The 25,928-nt window shown below is 60.6% G+C and carries 24 protein-coding genes and 1 pseudogene; 14 read left to right on the top strand and 11 right to left on the bottom strand.

Annotation, left to right across the window (positions count from 1 at the left end; all coding sequences use genetic code 11):
- Nucleotides 1-138: 138 nt before the first annotated feature.
- The 4 genes and pseudogenes from NKJ89_RS04115 to NKJ89_RS35700 form a co-directional block, all read left to right on the top strand.
- Nucleotides 139-1,002, top strand: coding sequence for a D-amino-acid transaminase (locus NKJ89_RS04115; protein WP_352600125.1), 864 nt, complete (start codon nucleotides 139-141; stop codon nucleotides 1,000-1,002).
- 157 nt (nucleotides 1,003-1,159) lie between these two features.
- Nucleotides 1,160-1,306 (top strand): hypothetical protein, encoded by a 147-nt coding sequence (locus tag NKJ89_RS04110; RefSeq protein ID WP_352600123.1) that lies wholly within the window; start codon nucleotides 1,160-1,162, stop codon nucleotides 1,304-1,306.
- A gap of 75 nt (nucleotides 1,307-1,381) precedes the next feature.
- The gene (locus NKJ89_RS04105) at nucleotides 1,382-2,083 is read left to right on the top strand and encodes an antitoxin Xre/MbcA/ParS-like domain-containing protein (protein ID WP_352600121.1); all 702 of its coding nucleotides are present in this window, start codon (nucleotides 1,382-1,384) and stop codon (nucleotides 2,081-2,083) included.
- A gap of 168 nt (nucleotides 2,084-2,251) precedes the next feature.
- Nucleotides 2,252-2,311, top strand: a pseudogene (locus tag NKJ89_RS35700) (hypothetical protein); the annotation flags it as partial.
- 68 nt (nucleotides 2,312-2,379) lie between these two features.
- On the opposite strand, the gene NKJ89_RS04095 reads toward NKJ89_RS35700, so the two are convergent.
- The 7 genes from NKJ89_RS04095 to NKJ89_RS04065 are packed head-to-tail and all read right to left on the bottom strand — an operon-like array spanning nucleotide 2,380 to nucleotide 9,142.
- Entirely contained in the window at nucleotides 2,380-3,120 is a 741-nt protein-coding gene (locus NKJ89_RS04095) for an antitoxin Xre/MbcA/ParS-like domain-containing protein (RefSeq protein WP_352600119.1), read from the bottom strand.
- Between the two features lie 27 nt (nucleotides 3,121-3,147).
- Nucleotides 3,148-3,966 (bottom strand): inositol monophosphatase family protein, encoded by an 819-nt coding sequence (locus NKJ89_RS04090; protein WP_352600117.1) that lies wholly within the window; start codon nucleotides 3,964-3,966, stop codon nucleotides 3,148-3,150.
- Nucleotides 3,967-4,002: 36 nt separating this feature from the next.
- The gene (locus tag NKJ89_RS04085; protein WP_352600115.1) at nucleotides 4,003-4,869 is read right to left on the bottom strand and encodes a glycerophosphodiester phosphodiesterase family protein; all 867 of its coding nucleotides are present in this window, start codon (nucleotides 4,867-4,869) and stop codon (nucleotides 4,003-4,005) included.
- Nucleotides 4,870-4,883: 14 nt separating this feature from the next.
- Entirely contained in the window at nucleotides 4,884-5,981 is a 1,098-nt protein-coding gene (locus tag NKJ89_RS04080; RefSeq protein ID WP_352600113.1) for an ABC transporter ATP-binding protein, read from the bottom strand.
- Nucleotides 5,978-6,895, bottom strand: coding sequence for a carbohydrate ABC transporter permease (locus NKJ89_RS04075; RefSeq protein WP_352600111.1), 918 nt, complete (start codon nucleotides 6,893-6,895; stop codon nucleotides 5,978-5,980). Before NKJ89_RS04075 ends, NKJ89_RS04080 begins: the two co-directional genes overlap by 4 nt.
- A gap of 1 nt (nucleotide 6,896) precedes the next feature.
- Nucleotides 6,897-7,778, bottom strand: a complete 882-nt coding sequence (locus tag NKJ89_RS04070) for a carbohydrate ABC transporter permease (protein ID WP_352600109.1) — start codon at nucleotides 7,776-7,778, stop codon at nucleotides 6,897-6,899.
- Between the two features lie 53 nt (nucleotides 7,779-7,831).
- Complete coding sequence (locus NKJ89_RS04065) at nucleotides 7,832-9,142, bottom strand: extracellular solute-binding protein (RefSeq protein ID WP_352600107.1); 1,311 nt, start codon at nucleotides 9,140-9,142, stop codon at nucleotides 7,832-7,834.
- Between the two features lie 244 nt (nucleotides 9,143-9,386).
- Here NKJ89_RS04065 and NKJ89_RS04060 point away from each other — a divergent pair, with 244 nt between their 5' ends.
- The gene (locus NKJ89_RS04060; protein WP_352600105.1) at nucleotides 9,387-10,535 is read left to right on the top strand and encodes an ROK family transcriptional regulator; all 1,149 of its coding nucleotides are present in this window, start codon (nucleotides 9,387-9,389) and stop codon (nucleotides 10,533-10,535) included.
- 189 nt (nucleotides 10,536-10,724) lie between these two features.
- Here NKJ89_RS04060 and NKJ89_RS04055 read toward each other — a convergent pair whose 3' ends face one another.
- Entirely contained in the window at nucleotides 10,725-11,612 is an 888-nt protein-coding gene (locus NKJ89_RS04055; protein ID WP_352600103.1) for a TIM barrel protein, read from the bottom strand.
- A 544-nt stretch (nucleotides 11,613-12,156) separates the two neighbouring features.
- On the opposite strand from NKJ89_RS04055, the gene NKJ89_RS04050 reads away from it, so the two are divergent.
- The 5 genes from NKJ89_RS04050 to iolG are packed head-to-tail and all read left to right on the top strand — an operon-like array spanning nucleotide 12,157 to nucleotide 17,835.
- A complete protein-coding gene (locus NKJ89_RS04050) occupies nucleotides 12,157-13,227 on the top strand; it encodes a sugar ABC transporter substrate-binding protein (protein ID WP_352600101.1) in 1,071 nt (356 codons plus the stop codon).
- Nucleotides 13,228-13,244: 17 nt separating this feature from the next.
- Nucleotides 13,245-14,285, top strand: coding sequence for an ABC transporter permease (locus tag NKJ89_RS04045; RefSeq protein WP_352600099.1), 1,041 nt, complete (start codon nucleotides 13,245-13,247; stop codon nucleotides 14,283-14,285).
- On the top strand, nucleotides 14,282-15,802 hold the full coding sequence (locus NKJ89_RS04040; protein ID WP_352600097.1) for a sugar ABC transporter ATP-binding protein: 1,521 nt from the start codon (nucleotides 14,282-14,284) through the stop codon (nucleotides 15,800-15,802). Before NKJ89_RS04045 ends, NKJ89_RS04040 begins: the two co-directional genes overlap by 4 nt.
- On the top strand, nucleotides 15,799-16,806 hold the full coding sequence (locus NKJ89_RS04035; RefSeq protein ID WP_352600095.1) for an ABC transporter permease: 1,008 nt from the start codon (nucleotides 15,799-15,801) through the stop codon (nucleotides 16,804-16,806). Before NKJ89_RS04040 ends, NKJ89_RS04035 begins: the two co-directional genes overlap by 4 nt.
- A gap of 24 nt (nucleotides 16,807-16,830) precedes the next feature.
- A complete protein-coding gene (iolG, locus tag NKJ89_RS04030) occupies nucleotides 16,831-17,835 on the top strand; it encodes an inositol 2-dehydrogenase (RefSeq protein ID WP_352600093.1) in 1,005 nt (334 codons plus the stop codon).
- 67 nt (nucleotides 17,836-17,902) lie between these two features.
- Here the strand turns inward: iolG and NKJ89_RS04025 are convergent, their stop codons facing one another.
- Both NKJ89_RS04025 and NKJ89_RS04020 read right to left on the bottom strand, forming a co-directional pair.
- The gene (locus NKJ89_RS04025; protein ID WP_352600091.1) at nucleotides 17,903-19,060 is read right to left on the bottom strand and encodes a Gfo/Idh/MocA family protein; all 1,158 of its coding nucleotides are present in this window, start codon (nucleotides 19,058-19,060) and stop codon (nucleotides 17,903-17,905) included.
- Nucleotides 19,057-19,797, bottom strand: a complete 741-nt coding sequence (locus NKJ89_RS04020) for an SDR family NAD(P)-dependent oxidoreductase (RefSeq protein ID WP_352600089.1) — start codon at nucleotides 19,795-19,797, stop codon at nucleotides 19,057-19,059. The genes NKJ89_RS04025 and NKJ89_RS04020 overlap by 4 nt, the downstream gene beginning before the upstream one ends.
- Before the next feature lie 146 nt (nucleotides 19,798-19,943).
- Between NKJ89_RS04020 and iolD the strand changes: the two genes are divergently transcribed.
- Nucleotides 19,944-21,818, top strand: coding sequence for a 3D-(3,5/4)-trihydroxycyclohexane-1,2-dione acylhydrolase (decyclizing) (gene iolD / locus NKJ89_RS04015; protein ID WP_352600087.1), 1,875 nt, complete (start codon nucleotides 19,944-19,946; stop codon nucleotides 21,816-21,818).
- A gap of 13 nt (nucleotides 21,819-21,831) precedes the next feature.
- On the top strand, nucleotides 21,832-22,701 hold the full coding sequence (locus NKJ89_RS04010; protein ID WP_352600085.1) for an SMP-30/gluconolactonase/LRE family protein: 870 nt from the start codon (nucleotides 21,832-21,834) through the stop codon (nucleotides 22,699-22,701).
- 64 nt (nucleotides 22,702-22,765) lie between these two features.
- Here the strand turns inward: NKJ89_RS04010 and NKJ89_RS04005 are convergent, their stop codons facing one another.
- Nucleotides 22,766-23,662: a sugar ABC transporter substrate-binding protein gene (locus NKJ89_RS04005; protein WP_352600083.1), complete on the bottom strand. Its 897-nt coding sequence runs from the start codon at nucleotides 23,660-23,662 to the stop codon at nucleotides 22,766-22,768.
- A gap of 83 nt (nucleotides 23,663-23,745) precedes the next feature.
- Here NKJ89_RS04005 and NKJ89_RS04000 point away from each other — a divergent pair, with 83 nt between their 5' ends.
- Both NKJ89_RS04000 and NKJ89_RS03995 read left to right on the top strand, forming a co-directional pair.
- A complete protein-coding gene (locus NKJ89_RS04000) occupies nucleotides 23,746-24,714 on the top strand; it encodes a Gfo/Idh/MocA family protein (protein WP_352600081.1) in 969 nt (322 codons plus the stop codon).
- Between the two features lie 121 nt (nucleotides 24,715-24,835).
- On the top strand, nucleotides 24,836-25,906 hold the full coding sequence (locus NKJ89_RS03995) for a LacI family DNA-binding transcriptional regulator (RefSeq protein WP_352600079.1): 1,071 nt from the start codon (nucleotides 24,836-24,838) through the stop codon (nucleotides 25,904-25,906).
- Nucleotides 25,907-25,928: the final 22 nt, after the last annotated feature.

The following is a 25,928-nucleotide window of genomic DNA, read 5'->3' as shown; positions in this document are numbered from 1 at the left end:
AAAGCCGATGCTGGACCACTGAGCAGCAACTGGGTGGATTTGCGCCAAACCATGGCCTCCCGCGCGGGCGCATTCGGGTCGGCAACTGAGATACAGCCAGCGCGGACTTAAACCGCAGAAGAGGAGGCAAAGAGGACCATGCAACGCACTGCATTTCTGAATGGTCATCTGGTTGCGTTCGAGCACGCGCGAGTACCGATCACCGATCGGGGTTTCACGTTTGGCGACGGCGTCTATGAGGTTACCGCGGTGGTCGACGGAAAGCTCGTCGATAATTTTGCGCACTTAAGGCGACTAAGCAGATCACTCGCAGAGCTGCACATTTCAAATCCGTATTCCGATAAGGAATGGACGGGTTTTCAAAGGGATCTGATCGCAGCGAATGGTCTGAACCAAGGAGTGATCTATTTACAAGTTACCCGAGGCGCGGCGGAGCGTGATTTTGCCATTCCTTCGCCGACACTATCGCCGACGACGGTGATGTTCACCCAAGTCAAAGACATAATGGGCTCACCTTATGCCAGGGATGGCGTGCGGGCGGTCACAATGCCTGAGTTCCGCTGGCAGCGCCGAGACATCAAGACCATTTCGCTGACTGCGGCGGTCATGGCCAAGAGGTTGGCGGCAGAGGCTGGTGCTCAAGAGGTCTTGTATATTGAGGACGGGCTTTTGACCGAGGGCGGATCGAGCAATGTCTTCATAGTTTCTGCAGATGGAACGCTTGTTACAAGGAGCGTCTCAAATGCGCTATTGGGAGGGATCACTCGGCATGCCGTCTTGGAAATCGCCAACTCTCAGCAGCTGAACGTGGACGAGAGGGCGTTTGGTCTGGAAGAGGTCAGGTGCGCCCGCGAGGCATTTATGACAAGTGCGTCCACTTTCGTAGTGCCAGTGATATCCGTGGACGGACATCTTATCGCCGATGGCATACCCGGACCGATAACCCGAGAGATCCAAACCCGCTACATCGAGTTAGCGCGGCTGGGGGGGTGCTTGACATGATTTGCGTACTAGATTCTGGGCCGCGGAAAGCAGGGTCCGGAAGCCGGAACCCCTCCGACAGCTCGCCGGTCGTCGACGCGCCCAGCTTTGGGCCTACCATGTGCCAGTAGGTCTTCGGCATCTGCCGCGAGAATTGTGTCGTGAAGGAGCATGGAGAATGCCGTATAACAGTGAGCACGAGATCGACCTTGGGCTGTTCGATCTGCTCGTGGAGATCGACGGGCTGACCGATGCGTCCGGGATCCCTGCACCTCTGGCCGAGCTGCTCGATCGGCGACCGATCCCGATAGCTGGCGCGTTTTGATGCGTGGGGTTTTCACGGTCTAGACGCTTACGCGCAGACGGGAGCTATCACTTGGGCACTTAGGGGAGCCACGACATGGCGAAGTCTTTTGATTTCGGGAATGAACCTCGCCTGCATGACCTTTCAAGCCTGGTTGCCAAGGAAGTCCAGCGCGTCTTGGCTCAGTATGACGAGGTCATGAAAGCACAAGGTTCGGGCTCGCCCATGAAGGCCGGCAACGTTGCTGACGGCGACATGCTGACGCCAACGAACCAACAGTCCATCCACCACGATCTGTCCGGTCTCGCGTCCGAATTTGTTCACAGGCTCGCAAGCGAGACAGCGTTGCGTTTCAACCCGGGCCTCTGTGAAGCTTTTTCTCTCGCGGAGCTAACAGAGGGCCTGCATAGATCCGCGGCCCCGAAAACGGAAGTTGCGCTCCGCGACTTCGAATCCAGGCGCATTCAAGACTGGGCGGGTCGGGCCGCCGGGCCGACATTTCTAGAAGAGCACTTCGGCATCCCGCGCTCGACATTGCATTGGTGGCAACGGCACAACGACGTGGTCGCACTGCGGAAAGGCGCCCGCAAGCATGTGTTCCCGCTGGCTCAGTTCGTCGACGGCAGGCCCGCGCCAGGAATTCGACAGGTGCTCGCCTCTATCACCAATCCTCGGGTCGCGTGGCTGTGGCTAATCCGCCCTTCGCCTCTTCTCGACGGGCGCGTTCCCATAGAAATGCTCAGAGAGGACTTAGCCGAAGAAGTCGCTTTGGCCGCGCGAGATTTTGCCGCAACATGAACCAGAGATGATTTGGGTTGAGCCCAATCCCAATCTCACGTGGATGGGGCAAAAGCGCGGAACATTGGTGGCGCCGGCTTTGCTCAGCATAGCCGAGGATTGCCGATCGCCAGGGAGGACCATCTTTGCAACTGAACCCCAGGCAGATTGAAATCTTTCCGGGCAGTGATGATGACCGGGAGCATGACGCTCACCACAGAGTTGCTTCGGATCACTCAGCCGGCAGTGAGCAGGCTCATAAATGATCTCAAAGCTCATTTGTCGCGGAGGCCTTCCAGCCGGTCACCGGCGCGGCTTCATTGCACCTCGCGTTTCGCGACGGCGTCGAACGCTACCGGATCGGCATTCGAGGAAAAGTCATTCGCAGCCAAAGCGACGTCTTCGGTCGAATCTTGTCTAAGCATTTCGATTGGGATGCGGCCCTGGAGAAGAGGCGAAGGACGCGTCAGCCACAGCCACGCGACCCGAGGATTGGTGATCGAGGCGAGCACCTGTCGAATTCCTGGCGCGGGCCTGCCGTCGACGAACTGAGCGAGCGGGAACACATGCTTGCGGGCGCCTTTCCGCAGTGCGACCACGTCGTTGTGCCGTTGCCACCAATGCAATGTCGAGCGCGGGATGCCGAAGTGCTCTTCTAGAAATGTCGGCCCGGCAATGTGTCCGGCCCAGTCCTGGATGCGCATGTAGTCGCCTGGCCGGTCGCTCGCCCTTGGACCAGAAGGCTTCGTTTCCCCAGCTGGCGCCACTGGCTCGGCCGCCTCGCCGGCGCCGGCATCGAGGCGCCGCACCGCCTCGGCCGCGAGCCTGTCGACGAAGCCGGAGGCCAGCGCTGCCAAATCGTCATACATCGCCTGTTGGCGTGCCGGCAAAGGCAACCTTTCGGAGGCGGCGTTGCAGCCCACCATGCACGACGAGCCTGGACCATGTTCCTTCATGACCTCGTCGTAGCGGGCCAGAACGCGCTGGACTTCCATCCCGACCAGGCTCGAAAGCTCGTCTTGGCGCGGCCAACTTCCAACGGCAGGCGATTTGGTCATCCGTGGCTCCACCCCTGCGGAAAATCTCTAGACCGCAAAAACCTCACGCATCAAAGTGTCCCAGCTGTAGAGGTCGGTTGCTGCAAGCAAGGCGCCCGTGCGTCTGCTTATGTCATAAGGCGATCGGTCAAAGCAGGCGACGTGCCCACCTGCCTCAGTCGCAATGAGCACGCCGGCGAGGTGGTCCCAGGGGGTCAGCCTGTCCAGCATGGTAAAATGCGCATGGCCGCCGGAGAACGCGCGATACATGTGCGCCGCGCAGCGATGGCTGGCGAACATGCGCGGTTTGGCGAGATTGGCCAGAATCCCGGATTTGATTTCGGCAGGCAGATAGTCGGTTGAGACATAGCCAGCCATTTGTTGGAGTGGAACAGGAGCGGCAACGCTCAGCCGGTGCTTGTCGCCCTGCGGTCGCAGGAGGAAGGCACCGCTGCCGTTTTCCGCCAGAACCCAGTCGTCGCCCATCGGATCGTAAATCAGGCCGGCGACGGTCTCGCCGCGCCGTGTGACTGCTGCCATCACACCAAAGAGCGGCATACCGGCGACGAAATTGGCCGTTCCGTCTATGGGGTCGACCACCACGGCCAGGTCGGCATCAAGCGCCATATCCAGCAAGGCGGGATCCGCGGCCGCCGATTCCTCGCCGATGAACAGCGCCTCGGGCATCATTTCCGCGAACGCGCGTTTCAGGAACCGCTCCGCGGCCTCATCAGCCTCGGTGACCAGCTCCTTCGCCTCGGTCTTCGTGCGGACATCGCCCTCGCCGAGCCGGCCGAACCGAGGCAGGATTTCCGCTTTCGCTGCCGCCCGCAGGACGTCTGCGAGTTTGTGAATGTCGAATGTCATCCGGTCAGTCGTCTTTCCAAATCAAACCACTCGGCTTCATAGGGCCAAGGCCTTTTTGTTCTTCGCGCGGTCGGCGATGAAGGTCTTCAGAACCTCTGCATGATCGGTCTGGATGGCGGAGATACCAGCATCAATCAGGCGGCCCCAGATCGCGTCAGGATCCTTGAGCGCGGCTGTGTCGGTGAAACCGGCGCACGAAACGGGATCGAGCGTATTGTACCAGAGGGCGATGCCGGCCTCGCGGCATCTATCCTTTAGCGCCGCTACCTGATCCAGCCGATCGAAATAGATCTCGCACAGGGCAGGGGAAAGCTTGAACAACAGGTCGAGCTGATTGCCCGCGTCGGGATGGTCGAGGTGGGTCTTGGCCATGAAGAGAACGCCATGCGGTTCCACCGCCCCCCGGATCCAGGCGAGGTCTGCCTGCGTCTTCAGGTCGCCCCAATAGTCGACCTGGCTGTCGACATCCATCGAGCGGGCAAGCGCCATGACCTCCGGCAGCATTTGCCTATGCTTGATGTCGAGGTGAACGAAAATGCGGCCGCGCGTGAGATCGAACACTTCCTTCAGGCTGGGCAGTCTTTCGCTCGTCAAGAGATTGGATTCGCCGCCGTCACGATTGCGCAGTTTCAGGCTGCGCAATTCCTGAAGCGTCAGGGTCTCGGGCCTCTGATTGACGCCCGCCATTCGATCCAGCGTGTCATCGTGCAACAGGAAAAACTCGCCGTCGGCGCTGCGCCGCACGTCGATCTCCACCACTTCGCAACCGACTGCGATGGCCTTCCAAATCGCCAGCAGACTGTTTTCCGGGGCCTCATGCCAAACACCACGGTGGGCGATGATCGCACAGGCCCGATCGGGGTCGGCGATATAGTCGGCATAAGAACGTGCAGGCAGATCCATGAACTCGTGCTCTTTCAATTGTTGAATGCGTTGGGGATCGCACGGCCGGTAACCGATGCGAACAGATGCAGGCGGTCGCGGGGCAGGGCGATGCGAACCGCGTCGGTTGCCTCGAACCGCCCGCCCTGGGACGTCGCGATGCGGAGGATGACCTCCGGCGCGAGTTCGGCTGAAAGGACGCGGTGCGAGCCGACGTCCTCGGTGCGACGCACGGGGAGAAGGAAGACCAGCTCCTTACTGGCCGGCTCCTCATGGACCAGCAAAATATCTTCCGGGCGCACGCCCAGGAGCGCGGAACCAGAAAAGGCGCACCGCACCAGCTCCTGGCCGTTCGCCAGCCGAAGCGACTGCCCGTCGCCCTCCACGGGAACGAGGTTCATGGGCGGCGCGCCGATGAAGCTGGCGACGAACACCGAGGCCGGCCTGCGATAGACCTCCTGGGGCGTGTCGAACTGCTCGATGCGACCGCGGTTCAGAACCATGATCCGGTCGGCCAGAGTGAGCGCTTCGACCTGATCGTGAGTGACGAATACGCTGGTGGCGCCGATGCGCTTGTGCAGATCCGCCAGTTCGATGCGCATGTCGTGCCGCAGCTGCGCATCGAGGTTGGACAGCGGCTCGTCGAAGAGAAGGACTTTTGGCTCGCGCACAATCGCCCGACCGATGGCGACGCGCTGCCGCTGCCCGCCCGACAGCTGCCCCGGACGCTTCGCCAGTTGATCCGAGAGACCGAGCATCGAGGCGACATCCGCGATGCGCCGCTGCCGTTCGGCTTTGCCGACGCCGGCAATCCTGAGGCTGTAGCCGATATTGTCGGCGACATTCATATGTGGATAGAGGGCGTAGTTCTGAAACACCATGGCGCAGCCGCGAAACCTTGGTTCCAGATCCTGAACCGGGCGATCGCCAAACAGGATAGTACCGCCGGTGACGCGTTCGAGACCGGCGATCATCATCAGCAGCGTTGACTTCCCACAGCCGGAGGGGCCGAGGATCACGGTGAATTCACCCGATCTCAGCTCTGCCGTAAGTGGCGGGATCACCTCCTGGCGACCGTAGGATTTGGCAAGATTCTGAAGGGTGATACTTGCTGCAGAAGAGGTCATGATCATTTCTCTGATAGGATGAGGCCGCGGACCATGTAGCGCTGCAAGAGCGCAATCACCGTGAGAGGAATGGCTGCGACAAGTGCTGCCCCGGCCATGATCATCGGGAAGTTTGGAATGAAGCTGTCGTCGTCCGGCACCAGATGGGCGAGGCCCACAACCGCCGTCTGCATGTCGGCCTTGGAACTGGCGACAAGTGGCCACAGATACTGGGTCCAGCCGGACAGAAACTCGAGCACGAACAGACTGGCAAACGGGGTCAGCGAAAGCGGCAGCAGAACATCGACCATGAACCGAAGCGGTCCTGCGCCGTCCATCTTCGCCGCCTTGACCAGATCTGCCGGCAGCGTGCGGAAAAACTGGCGAAACAGGAACACGCCGGTTCCTTGCGCGATCAGCGGGGCGGCAAGACCGAAATAGGTATTGAGCACGCTGAGCTGAAAGTGGATTGGCGAGCCCCAGACCCTGGTAACGAGGCCATTGAGACCGGTGATGTCGAGCAGAGTGTTGACTGGCGACAGGATGTTGGATGCAACGCCATAGGTCGTGATGACGCGCACCTCGACGGGCAGCATGATCGTCAGCAGGATCAGGGCAAAGACGAGCGAGCGGTGGCGGACTTCGAAGAAGACGAGCACAAAGGCCGCCGCAAAGGAGAGGATGCATTTGCCGGTGGCGACCGACAGGGCCACCACAATGCTGTTCCACAATTGCCTGGGAATGGCTGTCTCGGTCAGAACCGAGCGAAAGTTCTCAAGGAACCGATCGCCAGGCAGATAGGCCAGGCCGTGGCTCAGAACGTACTCGTATGACTGCGTGGCCGTTATCAGCATGAGCACAAGGGGGCCGACGATATAGAGCATTCCCAAAGCGAGAATGATGGTCGCGGCGATGTTCAGGGAGCGTGCGTTTTCGACCATGTCAGCGCTCGTACTGCACGCGGCGTTCGAGATAGAGGAAGTGGAACGCGGTGACCGCCAGCATGAAGACCATCAGCAGGACGGTCTGCGTTGCCGCCCCCGACAGGTCGAAGCCGAGAAAGCCGTCGACATAGATCTTGTAGACGAGAAGGGTCGTGGCGCCGCCAGGCCCTCCCTTCGTCATCGTATCCACCAGTGAGAAGGCCGACACGACGCTATCGGTGAACTCGAGCACCAGGGTGAGGAATATCTGCGGCGTGATCAGCGGCAGCTGGATGTCGAAGATGCGCCGCCACGGGCCCGCACCATCCATCGCTGCCGCCTGCTGCAGCGGCGCGGGGATGGCCAAGAGGCCGGCAAGAAGGATTACGAAATTGAACGGAATCCCGCCCCAGATATGGGCGGCCACCAGCATGATGAACGCATCGGTCCCGTTTATGCCGGGGTTCCAGATGCCCGGAAACCAATGGTTGAGCGGCATCAGAATGCCGACGAAGGGGTTGAAGATGAAGTTGAAGACCACGCCAATCGAGGCGCCTGCCACGGCTTTCGGCCACACCAGAACGTTGCGCGCCGGATAAGACAGACGGATGTGCCGGTCGGCCGCAAGCGCAAGCACCAGAGGGACGAGGACGGCAAGCGTAGACGCGAAGACCATGAAGACGACCGTCTTGCGCAAGCTCTCCCAGAACGCCGGGTCCGACAGGACGCGGGCGAAATTATCAAGCCCAACGAAGCTTGCTCCGCCGAACGGCCGCTCAAGAAAGAACGACCAGTAGAAAGCGTTGATGACCGGCAGATAGAAGAAGATCAGAATAAGCAACAGGAGCGGCGCCATCAGGGCAAGCGCCGTCCAGCGACCCGAAAACAGGGTGGAAGACATGGGTGAACCTTTGCGGTGGCGCGGGGCGTTTGCTCCCCGCGCATTTTTTGCGATCAGGGGAGCTTAGCGCCGCTATAAGTCGCCGCGAAGCGCTTCAGCAGTTCGTCGCCGCGGGTCTTGGCGTTGTCGAGCGCTTGCTGCATCGTCTGCTCGCCATTGAAGGCTTTCTGGACTTCTTCGGTCCAGCCCGCACGGAACTGCGTGTAGAATCCCAAACGGATGCCCCGGCTTGCCGGGGTCGCAGGCTCGTTGAGGGATTCAATGCCCAGCGCTGCGGCCTTGAAAGCTGGCTGGTCCTGCTTGCCGCTTGCCCGAACACTATCGAGCGCGCTCTGGGTGACCGGCACATAGCCGGTTGCCTCGGTCAAAGCGAGCTGCTGCACAGGCTGACGCAGAAAGTCCAGGAACGCTTTTGAAGCTGCGTTTTCCTCGTCGCTGTGGCCCTTCATCAGCCAGATCGACCCGCCCCCCACCAAGGTATTGTGGCGCTCGTGGCCTGCATACATCGGCGCCAGGCTCACAGTGAGCTCGTACCTGCCGCCCAGGCCCGCCAGTGCGGTGGTGTAGGAGCCCGAGGAGCCTTCCATCATGGCGCATTCGCCGCTGGTGAAGGCGGAAACGAACTTGCCGGCTTTGGTGTCGACGTCGAGGCGGACCAGCCCCTCGTCGCGCCACGCCTTCAGATCCTGCATGTGCTTGGCGATCAGGCCCTTGTTGAACACATACTCAGCATCCAGCCCGCCATAGCCGTTGTTCTTGGTCGCGATCGGTTCACCGTGACGGGCGGCAAACTGCTCAAAGATGATCCAGGGCTCGGCATTGGTGCCGTACGGGCAGGCGACGCCGGAGGCCTTGAGTTTGCGTGCAGCGTCGACGACTTCCTCCCATGTTTGCGGCGTCTTGGCCACGCCAGCCTTCTCGAGCAGGGTTTTGTTCGTGTAGAACACCAGCGTCGAGGCGTTGTAAGGCTGGGAGAACAGCCGGCCGTCCGACGCCTGATAGTACGACTTTGCGCCGCTGATGTAGTCATCCCACTTGACGTCGGGCAGCGCTTCGGAAAGCGGGATCGCCGCATCCGACAGCATGATATCAAGCGTCCCGGCATCGAAGACCTGGAGCAGGGCAGGTGCATTGCCGGCGCGAAACGCGGCGATAGCCTTTTGCATGGCCACTTCGTAGCTTCCCTGCCCGACACAGGTCACCTTGTCCTTGTCCTGTGATTTGTTGAATGCTGCGCAGGCAGCCTGAATGGCCTCTTCCGGCTTACCGGTATTGCCGTACCAGAACTCGATACCGGCCGCCTGGGCCGCTCCAGTGCCGAGCATGGCCACGGCCACGGCCGTCGCTAACGTGCGCTGCTTCATGGATATTCCTCCCTTTGGTTATGCCCCTTGCGGGGCAGGACGTGTTTATTACTACACCTTAGGAGTGACATTAACATGACACTTTAAGTGTGACAATACCCTACCGTCGGGACCACACAGGCGATTTTCGGCATTGGAAAGTGGGTTGACCGACCGCATCGACGCATGCAGACGGTATTTGCGGTGAAGCTTTTTCACTCCCTGAATGTAGACTCCGGGCCTGATCCTCTTGCAGTGCGATCCCATGAACTATTCCCCGACCGGGCAAATCGCCCATCGCTTCCTCAGAACGGCTCACGGAGACGTTGTGTCGACCAACGAGCGCTGGGTCCTTCGCCAGATATGGCTGCATCCCGGAATTTCGCGCTCCGAAATCACATCCCGCAGCGACCTCGCCCAGCAATCCATTCATCGCATCCTTGATCATCTTGGCGAGCGCGGTGTGATAAGCTTTGGTGAGCCAAAGAGTGGGCTTGGCCGTGGTCAGCCGAGTCCGATGCTGTCGCTGAATGGCAGTCATGCCTATTCATGCGGCATCTCGGTCAATACCGATGTCATGGGCATCTGCCTGATGAGTCTGGCAGGTGAAGTCCTCGGGCAGGCCAGCCTTTCCCTGCATGGCCAGCCGGTAGAAGAAGCGCTTGCGGAAGCTGAGGAGAAGATTGCCAATCTGCGTCGCGCCCGAGAGCTCGATCCTGAACGCTGCTTCGGTATTGGTCTTGGCATTGCGGGTTATTATGTCGGCGGAACGCGCTACAATGCGTCACTGCCCTTGCACGAATGGTCGCTGATCGAACTCGGGCCGTTACTTTCCAACTTATTCGGAATGCCTGTCTGGGTGCATAACGGCGGAAGTACAGGCGCTGTTGCCGAGGCGCTATTCGGCATTGGCCGGCATATTCGGAACTTCGCCTATCTTTCTTTCAATTACGGTTTTGGCGGCGGCATCGTCAGCGACGGGGAACTCCTTGTCGGCGGAAATGGAAACGCGGGTGAATACGGCCCGATCTTCAGGGGCGGTGTAGCTCGGCCGGCGCTCCAATTCCTGATCGAAAGACTGCGCGATCGCGGTATCGAAATTCATTCCATCATGCAGTTGCAAAGGGAGTTCAATCCGGACTGGCCAGGGGTGGATGAATGGGTCGACGAGGTTGCGCCCGCATACAATCGCCTTGTTGACGCGATCATTGGCGTCTTCGACCCTCAGGCTATCGTCTTCGGTGGTCAGGTGCCGCCCGCACTTGCGCAGATGTTCATCACCCGGACTGCAGCCCCTGAACCAGCGCGATACGGGGTACCACGCCCAGTTGCTAAGCTCATAGTCTCGGAAATCGCCGGCGATGCTCAGGCGCTTGGGGCAGCCGCGGTGCCGTTCAAGTCCGAATTCTTCTGAGACCTTTCGACGAAGGGTACCAGGCGGCTACTAGATGCTTGCGGAAGCGCCATTGTTTTTGAACAACCTTCGTCGCCGCGCTGCTCGATGGCTTCCAGTACGGACTCCACTGCCGCTTGGCGGCAGCATGGTCACTTTCTGAAGCGATGAACGGCCTTGCTTCAGCACACCATCATTTCAGCACCTCGTTCAGAAGCCGACGGAGCGGAGATAGGCGAGACTGGCCCGCGCATCGTCCGCAGGATTGAGCGAAATGGCCGGATCGATGTCCTGTTCGACTGTCGCGGCCCCGTCGTATCCGGTTTCCCGCAAAGCTGCTGCCAGTCCAGCCCAGTCGACAACGCCGCGGCCCAACGGGCAAAAGATCTTCTGTTCGATGGCGGTAAGAAAAGGTGTGCGGTCTGCAAGCACGCGTTTATGGACGACCGGATCGATATCCTTGAAGTGGAAGTACCGTACGCGATCTGCGTGCCGGCGGTAGAAAGCGACGGGATCAATGCCTGCGTAAGCCATATGGCCGGTATCGATGCAGATACCGACGCGGTTCGGGTCCAACCTGGCCAGAACGGTTTCGATTTCGTCCTCGAACTCGATGTAACAACCGGCATGTTGGTGGATGACGGGCATGACCCCATGGGCGAGCGCAAGGTCGGCGATACGATCGATCAGCCTGACAAGATGGTCGAGGCGCTGCGTGCCGAGAGGCTGGGCGAGGTCACGTCGCCCAGCTGTGTTCATGCGCTCCGGTGAAATGTGGTCGATCGTGACAAGATACCTGCCGCCGGCCGCAGCAAGCAGGCGGGCCGTGCGGTCGGCAACATCAAGCACGGATTCAGCCTTCTCCGGACTGTGCAGATCCTGGAAGACGAACCCCGCGACTACCGTGAGGCTGCGGCGGTTAAACTCAAGCCGCAGAACCGCAGGATCTGTCGGGTAGTAGCCGTAGGGGCCAAGTTCGGTATAGCCGTATCCGGAGGCGCTTATCTCGTCCATTACACGCGGCCATGCCGGGTTTTTGGGATCGTCGGCGTAGTCGACCCCCCAGGACACGGGCGCGTTGGCGAGTTTGACGAGCATCTGGAAATCCTCTGGCTATGCATCCTGCGTCGCCCCGGTCGAGCAACGCCTCGTCATAAATCATGATTTGCATAGCAATGCAATCCAATCTTCGCGGTTGCCGGCTAAGAATCCTCTTTTTGAACTGGCTGGGGGGCGCGTGGATAGTCTGTCGGGCGCAGTCATGACATGACAGAAAAATCAACAAAAACAGAAAGGTATGCAGACTCTGACTGATGCCTTGACGGTCCGCGACCTTGTCAGACGATCGAGGCGTGAGGCCAAGGTGTGGCACTTCCATCGCAATCGTTCTACGCGTCCGGGCATACAGGAGCGCAATTGGTGGCTTCACCCGAAAGCTGTGCCCAAAAACCTCAGAAGGATCGGCGATAGGACCTCGTCGAAAGAGATTCCTGCGGCACAAAAAACCGTTTAGTTACAAAGCACTGCCGAACTTGGCTTCAAAGCGTAGCATAGCAATGCAAGATTCTTGTTGCATTGCTATGCAAATTGACGTTTGCTGATGACGTCCCGCCCGTGGCGGGTGGTTTACAGGGAGGAAGCCATGCTGAAGAATCTGATGAGAAAGCTAGCACTCGGCCTCGGCGTGCTGTCGCTGTCGGGATCGACCTCGTTCGCTGGAGACCTCGCGAACGTCTATGTGGGCGTCGGGAGCGCGTCCAGCGAGTACTGGGCAGCGTTTATCGAGGGGGCAAAGGCAGTCGCAGGATCAAAGGGCAAGGACGTCAATGTCATTGTCAGCGACTTCAACGGGCAGAAACTGCTCGAGCAGTTCGGGGCGGTGTTCGCGACCGGCTGCGAAGGCTGCGCGATCGCCGTCGACCCCGCATCCAACGCCTTTACAAAGGCAATTATAGAGCGTGCCGGCGATGCCGGTGCCAAGATTGTCAACCTGTGGAACCGGCCCGACGAGATTCATCCCTGGGATACCGCGCCCGATGCCTGGGTAGCCAATATATCGTTTGATGGTGTGGATTCCGGCTACCGCAATGGCATGGAACTGTGCAAGGCGCTCAAGGGCACTGGCAACATCGCCGCTCTGGAGGGTATTCCCGACAATCCGCCGGCCAAGCAGCGTCTCTCCGGCCTGAAAAAGGCGGTGGCCGAGTGCCCCGGGATGAAGCTGGTCGACGTTCAGGTTGGCAACTGGGACCAGACCCAGGGGCAGGACATTACACGCGCCTGGCTCACCAAATACGGCAAAAACCTGAATGGCATCTTTGCCGAGAATGACGGTATGGCGCTTGGCGCCGTGGCGGCCCTGCGCGAGCAGGGCCTCGCGGGAAAAATTCCGGTCACTGGATCGGATGGCTCAAGTGATGCCATGCATCTGATCAAGACCGGTGAGATGCTTTCGACGATGTACATCGATGGCTTTGTCCAGGGCGCCACGGCCACGGCGCTGGCGGTAGGGGCAATTACCGGCGACATCGACCTTTCCAGACTGGGCAACGAGCAGCGTGACTTCTACCTGTCGCAGACCCTGGTCAACAAGGACAATGTCGAAGCGATCCTGACCAAGAAGAACGATCCGGCTGCCTATAGCTACGACAAGGTGAAGGCCAATTTCTGGGCGGCGTCGGTCGGCCAGATACCTGCCGGTGCCAACAAGTAAGCTGGAAACTGGTGGTCATGACAATCACGCAAAATGCGGCCATTGAAGCCTCCCTGCACAGGAATGCGGGGAGGCCAGCAGGCCAGGCAAGGATTTCATCAAGGCGGCGTTTTCCGCTCAGGGAAGTCGGTCCGGTCGCGACGCTTTCAGTCCTCATCCTGTTCTTCTCGCTGACAAGTGCGCAGTTTCTGTCGATCGGCAATCTGAAGGTTGTTCTTGAATCGAGTGCTATCCCTGTCGTCCTCGTCGTGGGCCTCTCCTTCATTCTGATCCAGGGTTCCATCGACCTGTCGATCGAAGGCGTGATGGCGGCATCGAGCATGCTGGTCTCGCTGCTCATCGCCAACTCCGTGACAGGTTTCGATCTGGGCTGGTGGGCCGTTCTGGCCGGTGCCTGTCTTGGCTCCGCTTTTGGCCTGGTCAATGGTCTCGTCTACACATTCCTGCGGCTGCCGTCCCTGATCGTCACACTGGCAACCTGGTTTGTCGGGCTGGGTATGGCAACTCTGCTTTTTCCGGGCAGGCAGCCGCAGATTCTTGATGAAAGGCTGACGCGTCTGGCGCTGGACAAAAGCCTTGGCGTTTCCGCCCTGGTTTTTCTGGCGCTCGCGGTTGGAGCACTCGGCTGGTTTCTCCAGACCTATACCCAGTTCGGGCGAATGTCCTACGCCATCGGCCGCGACGAGAAGGCCACCAGGCAGTCAGGGCAGCATGTCCGCTTTCACAAGATCCTGGCTTTCGTGCTTATGGGGCTCATGTCTGGCGTTGGCGGCGTCATGATCTCTGCGCAGCTCGCCGTCGGCAATCCCGCGGCCGGCGAGGGCTTCCTGTTCCCGGCAGTCAGTGCTGCCGTGATTGGCGGAACGCTTCTCAGTGGCGGCACGGGCGGCGTACTCCAGTCGATCATCGGGGTGTTCATTCTCGAGGTCCTGCGCAACGGCATGATCCAGCTTGGAGTCGACCCCTACCTGCGCCATGTGGCCGAGGGCCTCACCATCATCGCAGCCCTGGTTATTGGCAACTGGAGCCTTCGCGGGCGGCTGAGGATCGTGAAATGACCGCGGTTCTCGCTGCAACAAACATTGGCAAAACCTACCCGGGCGTGCGTGCGCTGCACGATGTCAGTGTGGAGTTGCGCCACAACGAGGTTCTTGGTCTCATTGGCCAGAATGGTTCCGGCAAGTCGACACTTCTGAAGATCCTTTCAGGCATGGAGCAGCCGACCACCGGCAAGATCCGCCTGCGTGGCGTTGATACCGCGGTCCGGTCGCCGCTGGCCGCGGCAAGCATGGGGATCGGACTGGTCCACCAGGAGCAGTCTCTTATCCCCAATCTCACGGTTGCCGAGAACATCTTTTTCGACAAGCCGTCGTCGCACCGCCGCTTCGGCATCTACAACTGGAGAGGTCTCAATCGGGAGGCCGCCAGACAGCTCGAAAAGCTTGAGTGCGATATTCCTCCTGACATCAAGGTCGATACGCTGAGCTTTCCCGACAGGCAGATGGTCGAGTTCGCCAAGGTGCTTGCGATCGAGGAACTCATAGATCAGCCGCTTGTGATCCTGTTTGACGAACCAACATCGCTACTCAGCCCATCGGAGGTCGACAATCTGTTTCGCCAGATCAGGCGGCTGCGGACGCGCGCATCGGTCGTCTTCGTGTCGCACCGGATGGAAGAGGTCCTGGAGATCTCCGACCGGGTTCACGTCATGGTCAATGGCGAGAATGTCGCGGAAAAAACGCGCGACACCACGAGCCACGAAGAACTTTACCATCTGATGGTCGGCTCCCGACGCTCCGACGACTATTATCAGGAAAGCGGTCGCGGGCCAGTCGATACGGTCGAGCCGCGGCTGGTGGTCAGCGGCCTGACGGCGCCAGGAAGATTTCACGACGTGTCCCTCTCGGTCAGGCCCCGCGAGATCGTGGCCGTAACCGGCGTGGCAGGCTCGGGTGCCGAAACCTTCTGTCGTGCCATCTTCGGCGCCGAGGACGGCGTGGTTGGCAGCGTCAGGGTCGCCGGCCATGAACTGGGTCTATCCGCAATGCCCGATGCAGCGATTCGCGCCGGAATTGGCTACGTCCCCGCCGAGCGGAAGCTCGAGGGTGTCATAGTCGGACGCACTGTCCTCGAAAACATCGTCCTCACCTTCGGCCCGCAGATGGGACGGGGCGGTCTGGTCAACCGGAAAAAGGAAACGGCGCAGGCCCTTTCCTGGGTCAACAGGCTCAAGGTCAAGACGCCTTCACCTGTCGAATATGTCGAGCGGTTGAGCGGGGGCAACCAGCAGAAGGTTTCTCTCGCCAAATGGCTGATGTCCGATCGTCTTCAGGTCCTCATCCTCGACCATCCGACGCGTGGCCTTGACCCTGGCGCCAAGGCCGATCTTTTCGGCGTCATGAGGGAACTCGCCCGCCAGGGGCTGGCGATCGTCTTCGTCTCGGAGACACTCGAGGAGACGCTTGGCATGGCAGACACCGTGGTCGTCATGCGTGACGGCGAAGTGTCGGCCAGATTTGAAGACCTCTGCGTGCGCAAGCCGAGACCCGAAGAAATTGTCGAGGCAATGGTATGATTGACGACAGTCCAGAAATTCGCGCTGGCCAGGTTGGCGAACAGACCGCATCCATCAGGCGAATTGAAATTGCCCGCAAGCTCAGGTCAATCGCTGTTCCGGCAATCGCGCTTGCCGGGCTGTTCTCCACCATCGCATGGGTCCAGCCCAAACTCCTGTCGCTGCGCGCACTTGCCGGACTGACAACAGACGCCGCGCCGCTGCTCATGCTGGTCATGGGCAGCGCCGTCGTCATCCTGCTTGGCGGTATCGACCTGAGTGTCGCGACCATGGCTTCGTTTGCTGCAGTTGCCTTCGTCATCCTCAATCCGACCCTGGGGGAATTCGCTTTTGTCGCGGTGCTCGTGCTTGCCGGCCTGATTGGCGCGCTACAGGGTTATGTTCACCACCGGGCCCAGATTCCGTCGTTTGTCGTGAGCTTCGGATCGCTGGGGATGCTCTACGGGATCACCCACTTCATCTCGAACGCTACCGCTGCCCCATTGTCGCAACCATCAGCCATCATCTCTTTCTTCGGCAGCCGCACGGGCGGGTTGCCGAACGGAGTGATCGTGGTTCTCATCTCGGCCGCCATCCTCGGCGCGCTGTTCCGGTTTACCCGTCTTGGCCGCGAGATCTTTGCAGTCGGTGCTTCTGAACGGGCGGCCCTTCTGTCAGGCGTCAGGACACTGCGCGTAAAGGTGCTGGCCTTCGCCATTTCCGCGATCTGTGCGTCTGTCGCCGGCCTGCTCCTGCTTGGGCAGACCGGATACAGCTCGCCTGCGATGGCGAACAACTACCTCCTTCCCGCGATCGTCGGCGTGGTGGTTGGTGGCACTGCCATTTCTGGAGGCATAGGGGGCATTGCCTGCGCCCTGGTTGGTGGACTCATCGCAGGGCTGGTGCGCATCGGCACTGTCATCGTCGGGCTCAATCCTGCCTACCAGAACATCGTTTTCGGCGTGGTCATCGTCATTGCAGTCGCCATAACGATCGATCGCGAGAAGATTGGCATCATCAAGTAACACGTCCGACGGGAAGGAGAACAAATGCCAGGACCTAAGCGGCTGCAACTGGCGCTGTTCGGCGCCGGACGGATGGGCACGATTCACGCCGCCAACATCGCCGCGCATCCCCGTGCGGTGCTTGCCGCAATCGTTGATCCGAATACCGAGGGCGCCCGCGCCCTGGCGGAGGCATTTCAGTCGCGCGTGCGCTCGGCCACCGATGTGTTCGATGATCCTGCCGTCGACGCTATCGTCATTGCCAGCGCCGCCTCTACCCACCCCGAACTGATTGACCAGGCGTTGGCGCGCGGCAAGGCCGTCTTCTGCGAGAAGCCACTGGCGCGCGATCTCGACACCGTTCGTTCGCTGGTGGCCGCGGTTGAGGCGGCTGGCACACCGTTCCTGCTGGCGTTCAACCGACGCTTCGACCCGGGCTTCGCGTCGCTGGCCTCGCGATTGCGCGAGGGCGAGGCAGGAGCTCCGGAACTGGTGCTGCTCACCAGCCGAGATCCCGGTCCGCCGCCGATGGACTACATCGTGGCTTCAGGCGGTATCCTTCGCGAAACCACCATTCATGACATCGACATGGCGCGATGGCTGACCGGCGAGGAACCGGAAAGCGTCTATGCCGTAGGCGCGGCGCGCACGGACCCGCGGATCGCCGCAGCCGGACATGTCGACACCGTCATGGTGACCCTCAGGATGCCATCGGGGACGCTCGTTTCGATCAACAATTCCTGGCGCGCCACCTACGGCTATGACCAACGCGCCGAAGTCCATGGAGCGGGCGGTATGCTCCAGCTCGGCAATGTCTTGTCTACCCCCGTCACTGCCTGGAACGCCGGCGGCGGGTCATCCGACAAGCCGCAGCCCTTCTTTCTTCAACGCTACGTAGACGCCTATCAGCGAGAGCTCGACTACTTCGTGAACCGCCTGGAGGAAGGAGGCGCCATGTCGCCTGGTGCCGCAGACGGTCTGAAAGCGCTCGAGATTGCGCAAGCAGCTGAAGAGTCGATGAGGTCGGGTCTTGCAATAAGGCTCTCCTGAGCCTCACCAACATTGCCTGGAAAAAAATCGCGCCGAACCGCCCACGAGAGGCGAGGGCTGTCATCTCTCAGCCTGCTACCTCCTGCCACTGCCGCGTTGCAGCTGCTTTCACCGTCGCTTCTATCACCGCGTTGATATGAGCCGCTTCGGCAAAACTTGGCGAAGCGGAAGTGTCGTTCTTCTGGATTGCCTCAATAAGACGTCGGGCCGTGATCACGAATGCTTCGCCATAGCCCAGGCCCTGTCCCTGTGCGTACCAGAAAGGCTCGGCTTCGGGATGGATGCCACCGATCATGATGCGGCGGAAGCCGTTGCGATCCTTCTGCTCGGCATCGGTGTAGAGATGAATTTCGTTGTTGCGCTCCCAGCTGAACGACAGCGCTCCCTTGGAGCCGATCAGCGTGAAGGCGAGATCACTCTTGTGACCGGTTGCGGCCCAGCATGAATGAATCGACCCCGTCGCCCCGGACCTGAACTCCACCAGTGTGGTCATCATGTCGTCGACAGTGACGTTGCGCATGGCCTCGCCTTCAGCCCGCTGCGGAAAATAGGTTCGCGAGGATGCCGCAACGCGGGCTATGGGACCCACCAGCGCGACCGCAATGTCGGAAATGTGGGATCCGAGATCACCACCAGCACCGGCGCCAGCCCGGGCGCTGTCGAACCGCCAGGCATAGGGCAGGTCGGGCGCGTTGGCGTAGTCCTGGAAGAAGTGTCCTTCGAAGTGACGCAGTTCACCGAGCTCGCCGCTTTCCACCAGTTTCCTGGCAAATTGCACCGCCGGCCAGCAGCGGTAGACGAAATTCACCATGTTGACCTTGCCCGATCTGCTGGCAGCCTCCGCCATCCTTTTTGCCGAGGCCGCCGAACTGGCCAGTGGCTTTTCACAGAAGACATGTTTGCCATTGGCGAACGCGTCGCTGGCGATCTCCTCATGGCTGTCATTGGGCGTAATGATGACCACGACGTCTATGTCGTCGGCTCGGGTAATTTGTTTCCAGTCTGTCGTTGCTTCTGCCCATCCCCACCGGCGGGCACTCTCCTGCGCAAGTCGCGCATCGATGTCGGCCAGGCGAACCATCTCGATGCGCGGCATGTTCGGCCAGAGGAAGCCTTCGATGTTCCGCAGCGCCAGGCTGTGGGTCTTGGCCATATAGCCGGATCCTACAATACCGAATTTCAAGCTTTTCACGTTCTGGTCTCCTGGATCTGTTCTGAAGTTCATCGGATGGAACGCCCGCCATCGACGGGGATTGCGAGGCCGGTCATGAAGCTCGCGTCGTCGCTTGCGAGGAAGGCGACGACCGAGGCCACCTCCTCGGGCCTGCCGACCCGGCCGATAGGATGTTTCGACACCACCGCCTGGGTGGCCGCATCCGGATCCTGGGCGGCTCCCAGCCAGGACGTCACCATGCGCGTGCCGATGGCCGCCGGACAGACCGCGTTTACCCGGATCCTGTCGCCTGCCAGGTCAAGCGCCAGCGACGCCGTCAGCGTGGTTATCCCGCTCTTGGATGCGCTGTAGGCGATCATGTTTTCGGTACCGCGAATGCCGGTGATCGAACCGACATTGACGATGGTGCCGCCTCCTGCGGCTCTCAACCGGGGCACCGCTGCACGGCAACCAAGGAAGACGCTCGTCAGATTGGTGTCGATCATCTCATGCCAGAGTTCGAGACTCGTCTCCTCGACGCCTCCACTTGCGCGCGCGCCTGCGTTGTTCACCAGAACGTCCAGATGACCGAACCGCTCGACGACTGTGGCGACAGCCTGCTCCCAGCCCTCGGGTGATGTGACGTCGAGGTAGACCGAAAATGCGCCGTCCACATCTACCGATGAGGGGTCACGCCTGTGCGCAGCAGCAACCTGGCCCCCCTCACGCTGAATCCTGCGTATGGTCTCCAGCCCGATGCCTGTCGATGCGCCGGTGACCATCACGACCTTGCCGTCGAAGCGCGTCATGGATTCACTTTGCATAGCATTTCAATTTTCATCTTCTCTTGCATCGTTTTTTGCCTTACAAGGGGTCATATGGCTCGCCGGAGCGACAGCACAGCCTCACTCAGAACCCAAAATGCATAGCTAGTCAAGATTCAGGAACACAGAAAATGGCTCACACAGTCTCAATTACCGCTGCGCAGGCGGTCGTCCGTTTCCTCAAGTCGCAATATTCAGATTATGACGGGCAGCAGGACCGTCTGATTGGCGGCATGTTCGGGATCTTCGGGCACGGCAACGTCGCCGGCATGGGTGAGGCTCTTGAGGAGTATGGCGAGGATCTGCCCTTCTACCAGGCGAAGAACGAGCAATCGATGGTTCACGCCGCCATGGGCTATGCCAAGGCAAAAAACAGACGCGCCACGCTTGCTTGCTCCGCTTCGATCGGTCCGGGTTCGACCAACATGCTCACAGGGGCGGCGACGGCCACGATCAACCGGATTCCGGTGCTGCTGCTCCCCTCAGACATCTTCGCGCACCGCAGGCCCGGAACGATCCTTCAGCTTCTCGAGCATCCGCTCGAAGCCGATCTGTCGGTCAACGACGCATTCCGGCCGCTGTCCCGCTTCTTCGACCGGATCTCGCGCCCTGAACAGCTGCTGACAGCATTGCCGGAGGCCATGCGCATCCTTGTCGACCCGGCGAATACGGGCGCCGTTACCATCTCACTTCCGCAGGATGTTCAAGGCGAGGCGTTTTCCTGTCCGGCAGGTTTCTTCGACAGGCGGATATGGCGCATTCGCCGGGCAAGCCCGAATGCAGACGAGATTGCACGTGCAGCCGATATGATCGCGCAGTCCAGCCGACCTCTGATCATTGCCGGCGGGGGAGTCCGATATGCCGCGGCCGAAGCCGAGCTTGTGGCCTTCTGCAACCGCTTCGGCATCCCTGTCATGGAGACCTTCGCCGGCAAGGGCGTTTCGCAGGGTGCATCGCTGCTTCTGGGAGGCGGCGGCACGACGGGAACGGGAGCGGCCGCGCGGGTTGGTGAAAGGGCCGACCTGGTGATTGCAATAGGCACGCGCCTCACGGATTTTACCACGGCATCCCGGTCGCATTTCAACAGCGAGACCCGCTACCTCTCGCTCAACGTCAACGCTCAGGATGCCTACAAGCTCGGTGCAGAGCCGGTTGTTGCTGATGCCAAACTCGCCCTTGCAGCGCTTGGTGAGGCACTGGAGGCCAGGGGCTACGCAACACCCCACGGCTTCCGAAACGAGGTTCGTGGCGCAGTCGATACATGGCTGGAAGATTATCGCGCTTCCATCTCCCACGAGCAGGGAGCGCCCCTCAAGCAGGGAACGATCATTGCCATGGTCAACCATGCGGCCGTGAAGGGCGATGTGGTGATTGCCGCCGCCGGCACGCCGCCGGGCGAGATCATGAAGGCCTGGGACAATTCTGTCGGCAGCGAGTGCTTCATCGAATTCGGCTTTTCGTGCATGGGCCACGAAATACCGGCCGGGCTGGGTGTTGCCATCGCACGGGAAAACAGGGGGACCGTCTTCGTCGTCATCGGAGATGGCACCTATCTGATGGGGCCGACTGAACTGGTGACAGCGGTTCAGGAAGGTGCCCGCCTGGTCACAGTGGTCATCGAGAACTGGGGATTCCAGTGCATCAGGGCGCTTCAGCAGGCCAGCACCGGCGCAGACAATTTCGGCAACGAGTTCCGCCGCCGATCGGCCGAGGGGCGCCAGCCAGACGGCGACTATCTCGACGTTGACTACGCGGCGAACGCGCGATCGATGGGCTGCGCGGTGTTTTCCGCTTCCGATCCGGACGGCTTTGCCGAAGCGCTCGCTCAGGCCAGGGCAGTCGATGGTCCCGCCGTGATCGTGGTGAAGGCCGAGAAACGGGGCAGTTCGATCGGGGCCGGCCTGTGGTGGGAGGTCGGTGTCGCCGAAGTCTCCGGCCTGGAACGAGTCCGCGAGGCGCGCAGGCGCTACGAGACAGGTCGCGCGAAGCAGAAGACACTGGTCTGACCGGAACGAGCCGATGTCCCAGCTGATCGAAGTGCTGCCGCTACAGATGGAGCTTGGCGAGTGTCCGTTGTGGGACCACCGCCAGAACCGTCTCTACTGGGTAGATATCATGCGCTGTACCCTTTTCGAGCTTGACTGGCTGTCCCGTGCGATACGCACCTGGCCGCTGCCGGCGCTGGGCGGCGGCCTGGCGCTGCTCGGCGCCGATGAAATTCTGGTCGCGGCGCAGACCGGGCTTTTCCGCTTCAGTCCTGCCAGCGGGCAGTACCAATATTTCCTGCATCCTGAAGGGGGCATGCCGACAAACCGGCTGAACGAAGGCAAGGCGGACCCCGCAGGCAATTTCTGGATCGGGTCGATGTCGACCCTGGGCCGTCGGTCCGAAGGCAGCCTCTACCGGGTCTCGCCCGCCGGCCAGATCAGCCGGTTGCTGTCTGGCATCCACGTTCCCAACGCCCTGGTCTTCCTTCCCGATGACGAGGTCATTTTTACCGACAGCCATATGAAGATGATCTGGCGTTACCGTCTTGATCCGCACAGCGGAGAGCTTGCCGGACGCCAGGTCTTTGCCGACGATACCGCACTGGCATCGATACCGGACGGCGCGGTTGCCGACAGTGAGGGCAACATCTGGAACGCCAAGTTCGGCGGCGGGCGGATCGCCGTCTACCAGGGGCAGGGGCGCCTTACAGACGAGCTGCTCCTGCCAGCCACGCAGGTAACATCCTGCGCGTTCTGCGGGCCCGATCTCGACCATCTCGCGGTCACAACAGCCAAACGGCTGCTCGACCATGAACAGAGACGAGCCCAGATCGAGGCCGGCAACCTGTTCATCTTCAGGCCGGGGGCAACCGGTTTGCGCGAGCCGGTCAGCCGGATCTGACCGAAGCTGTGCGATGGGATCGGACGTGCGCCGGCAATTTCGAGCGAATCTGCGGAAGGCCGGTTCAGCGGATACCCCGCCTCACGCCGTCTTCCGCGGCATCAACATTGGAAGCATCGACAATGGCCGGGCCGGTGTAGATGTCGTCAGCCATCGTGAAGCCCTGCGCCACATGCAACCACATCTGCTGCACCGACAGATAACCCTGCAGATACTGCTGGCTGTCGATCGTGGCGACAATGTCGCCGGACCGGATGCCATCGATCTGCGGCTGGGCAACATCGAACGTCATGTGGGCCCACTGACGTTCGTGGGGGACCAGTTTACGGGCGTCAATCACCGCCTGTGCTCCTGGAGGCCCGAGTGTGAGGACGGCGTCAACGCCGATGTTTTCACTCAGATATTCCGCAACTGCCCGCGCACAGGCTTGCGCATCGCCGCCAGGCACACGCAGCCGGTCTGACCTCAAGCCCCTTGCCCCGAAAGCCTGTTCGAAACCCTGATAGCGATCGGAATGGCAGATGTGGTCATGCAGGTAATGATCCACGCACATGCCGCTTTTCGGCGAGAGTTTTCCGATCAGATAGTTGCCAGCCAGGCGTCCGGCGTTGGTATCGTCGCCGCCAATGTAAAACAGATAGGGAATGCGTTCGCCTTGCGGCCGTGGGTCCCTGGCGTTGATTGCTATGACCGGTATGCCACGCTGGATGACGGCTCGAAGCGGCGCGTCGACCGCCTCCACACGAGGAATGGTGGAGATCATGCCATCGGGTTGCGCATGCATGGCTCCCTCGATAAGCCCCGCCTGGATCTCGGGCGAGAATTTCCCTGGTCTCAGGTGCTCGACGTCGACATCATAGCGCTCCGCGGCGTCCATAAGCCCCTTGCGGAAGACATCCCAGAACACGTCGCCGAGGATGTCGTGGGTGATCGCGTAGAATTTCAGGCGTTTAGGTCGCATCTCGACAAACCCACAAATGCATAGCTATTCATATTTCCTTGTGCTACATCCCTGCCGCTTGAAAATCAATCGAAAAGTGACCTATGCGCAAGTACCAGATCGTCATTGTGGGGACGGGAAGAATAGCTGCCGTCCATGCTCGCTCGGTTCACCGCAACCCGTCTCTGGCGCTTGCGGGCTTCGTCGATCCCCTTGCTCCGAGCAGCCTGCCGTCAGACTGGGGCGTATCCTGTTTTTCCACACTTGACATGGCCGCCGGGGCGATAGCGCCTGACGCTATTGTCATCGCCTCACCGACAGACACGCATGTCAGCTATCTGGCGATGGCCGTCCGTTTCGGTCTGCCAGCGCTGTGTGAAAAGCCCATCGCCCGTGATCGCCCCTCCATCGAGGCGGCAATTGACCTTGTGGGCAGATCCGGCCTTCCAGTCATACTCGGATTTCACAGGCGCTTCGATCCAATGCGGCGTGAAGCCCGGAACCGGATAGCGGCCGGCGGCATCGGCAAGATCGAACATATCCTGCAGCTGAGCCGCGACGTCTCCTTGCCGGATCGAAACGTCACGGCGCATCAGGGCGGCATCGTCGCCGATATGGTGGTTCATGACCTCGACGAACTCCTCTGGCTGGTGGGACGCCAGCCTGACCACGTTCACGCCCGCCTGGACAGGAACGTCGATCCCGGCCTCGCCGAGATCGGGGACCACGACACCGCGTCGCTGCAACTCGAATGGGATGATGGTCCCGTGGGCCATATCTCGGCGACCCGCCGGGCCGTCCATGGTTTCGAGCAGCGGCTTGAGGTCTTCGGGTCTGGCGGCCGTCTCGTTTGCGATGATCCCCGGATCAGCTGCGTTCGCCAGGATTCGGCACAAGGCACATTTCTGGACCGTCGCGACGCCGGCTTCCAGGAGCGCTATCGCGATGCCTATCAGGCCGAAGTTGACCATCTCGCGGATATTTTGCAATGCGGCGGCGAGCCCCTGTGCAGCCTCGAGGATGGCCTGAGGGCCTTCGACCTGGTGGAACGGGTGGTTGAGAGCGCACGATGACAATTTGACGTGTCTTCGCCTCGTTCATTCCGATCCAGAACTGCAAACGTGACATTGTCGATGTCGTTCTTTGTCGCTAACCTGACGGCTTGTGCATTGCAATTCAGGGGCGGAGTCTGGTGTGCGGCAGGACGGTGAAAACGGCAGCAAGCAGCCGACGTTGCCAGACGCGGCTGGAGGTCCGGATGGCCGCGGCAGGCTTCAGCCGTCTTCGATCGATGTGGCACGTCTGGCCGGAGTGTCGCAGTCGGCGGTATCGCGTGCCTTTACCCCCGGAGCCAGCGTCAGCAAGAAGACGCGCGAAAAAGTGATCGCGGCAGCGCGTGAACTTGGCTACCAGCCAAGCATCCTTCCGCGCATCCTGGTAACGCATCGCTCGCAGCTGATCGCCATCGTCATTGGCGGAATGTACAATCCCTACTACGCCAACATCTTCGAGCAGTTCACCCGCCAGTTTCAGGCGCAGGGCTACCAGGTTCTGGTGTTCTTCGTCGATCATAACGAGTATTTCGACGCCGCCATTCCCCTGATCATGCGCTATCGCGTCGACGGCATCATATCGGCGCTGTCCATCATGTCCAAGGACGCCGCGGACGAATGCGCGCAGATGCGTATTCCCATCGTCCTGCTCAATGGACGGCAGCAGAACAAGTGGGTTTCTGCCGTTTGCTGCGACAATGTCGAGGGCGGCAGGCTGATTGCAAATCTCCTGTTCCAGAAGGGCGGAACGCGATTCGCCTACATCGCCGGTAACGAAACGCTGGCCAATACCGATCGCGAGCAGGGATTTGTCGGGCGCTTGAAAGAGCTCGGCGTCGAGGATGTCGAGATCGTAAAAGGCAATTTCCACTACGAGGGCGGCTATGAAGCCGCCCGTACCCTGTTTGCGGGAGAGAGCCCGCCTGACGCGGTGTTCTGCGCAAACGACCTGACTGCCATCGGGGCAATGGAATGCGCCCGCGTCGAGTACGGTCTGCGCTTTCCCGAAGACGTCATGATTGCCGGCTTTGACGATGCGACATTTTCGAGCTGGCCGTCCTATTCATTGACCACAATCCGCCAGAATGGAGCGGAAATGGTTGACGCAGCCATCGCCGCGCTCAAGCAGCGCTGGCAGGAGGGCACTGCCGGCGGTGGCAGGTTGCGCCTCGTTCCCGGAACGCTTTGCGAGCGAAAATCAACCGCCCGATAGCCCCGATATCGGCCACTTCCGC

Origin of the sequence: Mesorhizobium sp. M0047, assembly GCF_040323315.1 — a bacterium.
Classification (GTDB): Bacteria; Pseudomonadota; Alphaproteobacteria; order Rhizobiales; family Rhizobiaceae; genus Mesorhizobium.
Note: the sequence above shows the minus strand (reverse complement) of the source record. Positions and strands in the feature narration are given on the sequence as shown.